This window comes from Arthrobacter sp. CAL618, from assembly GCF_000468215.1.
Classification (GTDB): Bacteria; Actinomycetota; Actinomycetes; order Actinomycetales; family Micrococcaceae; genus Arthrobacter_D.
In genome coordinates this window covers 1-3,855 of the sequence record NZ_ASZW01000197.1, presented here as the reverse complement: position 1 = coordinate 3,855, position 3,855 = coordinate 1, and the positions used below count along the sequence as shown (strand labels likewise).

At 62.6% G+C, this 3,855-nt stretch carries 3 protein-coding genes and 1 pseudogene; 2 read left to right on the top strand and 2 right to left on the bottom strand.

The window, feature by feature from the left end:
• Nucleotides 1–935: ubiquitin-like domain-containing protein (locus K728_RS0112110; RefSeq protein WP_162148050.1), on the bottom strand; the 935-nt coding region annotated here is incomplete at its 3' end.
• 252 nt (nt 936–1,187) lie between these two features.
• Nucleotides 1,188–2,117 carry a TatD family hydrolase gene (locus tag K728_RS0112105; RefSeq protein WP_024476886.1) on the bottom strand — a complete coding sequence of 310 codons (930 nt, stop codon included), beginning with the start codon at nt 2,115–2,117 and terminating at the stop codon, nt 1,188–1,190.
• Nucleotides 2,118–2,379: 262 nt separating this feature from the next.
• Between K728_RS0112105 and K728_RS0112100 the strand changes: the two genes are divergently transcribed.
• The gene (locus tag K728_RS0112100; RefSeq protein WP_237715316.1) at nt 2,380–3,348 is read left to right on the top strand and encodes an AAA family ATPase; all 969 of its coding nucleotides are present in this window, start codon (nt 2,380–2,382) and stop codon (nt 3,346–3,348) included.
• Between the two features lie 8 nt (nt 3,349–3,356).
• Nucleotides 3,357–3,855, top strand: a pseudogene (locus tag K728_RS0112095) (DUF58 domain-containing protein); the annotation flags it as partial.

The window sequence follows — 3,855 nt, the reverse complement described above, 5'->3', positions numbered from 1 at the left end:
CTTGATCCGGCGGGCTCAGGCTCATCCGCAGGTGCCGACACCTCCACGCGCTCCGGCTCCGGCTCCGGTTTGGTCTCGGGCTCTGGTTCTGGCTTCGGCTCCCGCGTGCCGATGGCAAGTAGTTCAGTCACGGGTTCGAGGGTGACTTTATCGCTGAGGAGTTCGCGATTCTCCTCCCGACCGTCGATCACCACGGCAGTGAAGATTTTGGTCCGCTCGCCGTCGACACCGGCCCTGGTAACGCGCTGCTCGCCCACATCGAGCGTGTCGTCGTGGACCTCGTCGGTGGTGAAACTGATGCTTTCGGTGACGGTCTCGCGGTGGTCGCTGTCGACTCGGGTGATTTTCAGCCCAAGGCCGTCGACGAGGGAGGAGGTGACCGGAACGCTGACCCGATCCTCGTCACCGAGAACAATTTCCGCTTCGTCGAACAGGTCCTGAACCGATTTTACGGTGGATGTATGGGTTGCCGTCGAACCATCGACGGTCACGGTCACGCTTTTGGGGGTCGAGATTTCCAGTTCGGAGCTGAGCGTAGTCAGGCGGGTTTCGAGGTCAGCTGAAATTGCTGAGGAATCGGCGACCCCCAGCTCGTTGACTACGTCCCCTACCGTCGATCCGGTGGTGTGAACAACGGTGTCCGCTCCGTTGAGTACGACGTCGATCGCCGTGGCCCTGGTGATCTGGATGGCCGAACCATCCTCGACGGCTGCCGCCAGCGAAGGGGTGACCTGGTCGTTCTCGGTAACGACGACGTTGGAGTTGGCTAGCACTTCGCCGACGGTTCCGCCAAAGGTCTGAACGGTACTTGCCTGGCCGTCGATGTTGAGGACTATCGACTTGTTGTTGCCAACAAAGGCGACGAGTCCAAGCACCAGACACATCATGACTATCCCCTGGCCGGCTGTCTTGATCCAACGATTTCTGCTCGCCACAAAGTCCCTTACGGTCGACTTCATCCGGGCACGGGGGAAACACGGCAGTAAATTGGCACACCGGTGGCCCGGGTACGTCACTGCCGTGAAGGCATGCACTAGTGGCGGGAGATCTGGTCGCCCGAACGGCAGCGACCAGCCAATCCCGCAAAAGAACTGTATTAGACGGAAAGCCTTCCCCGACCCCGGCTAATAAATGCTCACCGTAACCGAAATGAGATAAACGGGCAAGTCGGGCCAGTCCCACACTGGTTAGCCGAGCTCCCACTCTCCATACACCCGCCGGGTGTTATCTGCGATCGACTGGCACAGTGTCGCCAGGTCGGCGTCAAGCACATCCGCCATCCCTCTGACCGTGTAGGGCACCAGATACGGTGCGTTTGGCCGGCCGCGGAACGGGTGCGGCGTCAGGAACGGAGCGTCAGTTTCGGTCAGCACCAGCGCCGGATCGGCAATACGCAGCGCTTCCCTGAGATTGTCTGCATTTTTGAAGGTCACCGTCCCGGCGAAGGACATGTACCACCCGGCGTCGTTGCAGATTCTGGCGAGATCGGCGCCACCGGAGAAGCAATGGAAGACCACCCGGTCCGGCGCACCCTCACTGCGAAGGGTGGAAACGACGTCGTCGTGTGCGTCCCGGTCATGGATCTGGAGCGTGAGATCCAGCCGTTTGGCGATATCGAGGTGCCGTCGAAAAGAATATTGCTGGCTGTCGATCCCCGCAGCGGGAGTCCGGTAGTAGTCCAGGCCGGTCTCCCCAATGGCCCGCACCCGGGGATGAGTAGCCAATTCTTCGATTTCCGCGAGCGCGGCGTCGAGGCCTCCGCGCTCCGCGAGCAGCGGGGCATCGTTGGGGTGAATCGCTACCGCCCCCAGCAGGCGGGGTTCCTGATCGATGGCCTGAACAGTGAATCGTGATGACTCGAGATCGCACCCCACCTGCACTGCGCCGCACACGCCCACAGCGGCAGCAGCATCAAGAGCTGCTGCGACGCTGACCAACGGGAGACCGCTGCGGAAGTCCAGGTGGGTGTGATTGTCCATCACCGGCACCGGCAAGGGTTCGGGCGCTGGCGGGTAGCTCCGCTTGTCTTCGCGACCGGCACCAACCGGAGCGTCGCCGTCGGCGGTTGGACTGGGTGAGACGGGGCGGTAGGCCGGAGGAATAGCTGTAGAAGGCATAGTCCAACCCTAGCCACCGGCACATTGGCTGAGGAACTTATCTCCACGACACCAAGTTGTCCTAGTAATCTGTAACAAAGCAGTTGCTGCGTACTCCACGGACCGAACAACCGCCGGGGTGACTGACCAGGGCTGGCCGACTCAACTGCACGTTGGCGTGCAGTGTACGCGGAAGGTTCGCATGGACGCCCACAACCAGTACGTCTCACCCAATGGCAGGACCGGGAGGGAGGACTCCCCCACCTTGGGCGATGCTCCAGCGATGACCGCGCAGCGTTTCGACGAAACCGCTGGCCAGATCCTGGGATCGATCAACACGGTTATTGACGGCAAGCCCGCCGCGGCGCGGCTGGCGCTGACCGTGTTGCTGGCCCAGGGTCATCTGTTGCTGGAGGACGTGCCCGGAGTGGGTAAAACCATGTTGGCGAAAACACTGGCCCGCACCATCGATTGCTCAGTCAACCGGATCCAGTTCACGCCGGACCTGCTGCCGTCCGATGTCTCTGGGGTGTCGATCTATAACCAGGACACCCACCGGTTCGAGTTCCGGCGGGGTCCCGTTTTCGCCAACATCGTGATCGGTGACGAGATCAACCGCGCCTCAGCGAAGACACAGTCAGCCCTCCTCGAATGTATGGAAGAGCACCAGGTCACTGTTGATGGTGGGACTTACCGGCTGGGTGAACCCTTCATGGTGGTGGCAACCCAGAATCCGATCGAGATGGAGGGGACCTACCCGTTGCCCGAGGCGCAACGGGACCGGTTTATGGCCCGTATCTCAATGGGCTACCCGGACCGCAGCGCCGAATTGCAGATGCTTCAGAACCACCAGTCCATCTCTCCGCTGGAAGCGGTCCGTCCCGTGGCGAATGTGGCGGACGTTGCCGCGATGATGGAACAGGTGCGCCGGGTCTATGTCTCTCCCACGGTGCGCGATTACACGGTGGCGATCGGTCAGGCGACCCGGGACCATCACTTGCTGCGGCTTGGCGCCAGCCCGCGCGCACTCCTGCAGTTGCTCCGTGCTGCCAAGGCCGGCGCTGCATTGGAGAGCAGGGATTTTGTGCTGCCCGATGACATTGCTGCCGTCGCTGAACCAGTGTTATCCCACCGGTTGATCCTGGACCGCAAGGCACTGAGCGCGGGAGAAACCCCCCAGAGCGTGGTGGCGGGCATCCTGTCGAAGGTTCCAGTGGAACGCACGACGGCGAACTCCTACCTTCGCGCATAGGCGGCGGGATGCAACTGCTCGCCAGACTGCCGTCCCGGGTCCTTACGCCGCGTGGTTGGGGACTGGTGATCGCGGGGGTGACTGCACTCCTGTTCGCACAGTTCCTCGGCCGCCGGGACCTGCTGTACCTTGGCGTGCTGCTGATCTGCCTCCCGCTCCTGTCGGTCCTGATGCTGCGCCTGATCAAACCCCGCTTCACGGTCGAGCGGAAGTTCGCCCCGCAGACCATGGAGACGGGCTTCACCTCGACCGTCACCCTGTCGGTCGCAGCGAGCGGCCCGGTCAGCGGGAGCATGGTGATGCAGGAAATGTTGCCCGCCCGGTTCGGTGAGTCCCCCGAGTTCCACTACCCGTCCCGTCTTCCAACCCGGGGCGCCAGCGTGTACGAGTATCGTCTGCGCTCCTCCGGCCGGGGCGTGTTCGACGTCGGACCGGTCACCGCCGCCTTTACCGATCCCTTTGGGCTCGGCACCTCACTCCATACCCTGGGCGGCACCGACCGGCTGG

Excerpts from the sequence above, each read along its gene's own strand:
- K728_RS0112105 (WP_024476886.1), bottom strand. The coding sequence starts at position 2,117 with ATGCCTTCTACAGCTATTCCTCCGGCCTACCGCCCCGTCTCACCCAGT.
- K728_RS0112100 (WP_237715316.1), top strand. The coding sequence starts at position 2,380 with ATGACCGCGCAGCGTTTCGACGAAACCGCTGGCCAGATCCTGGGATCG.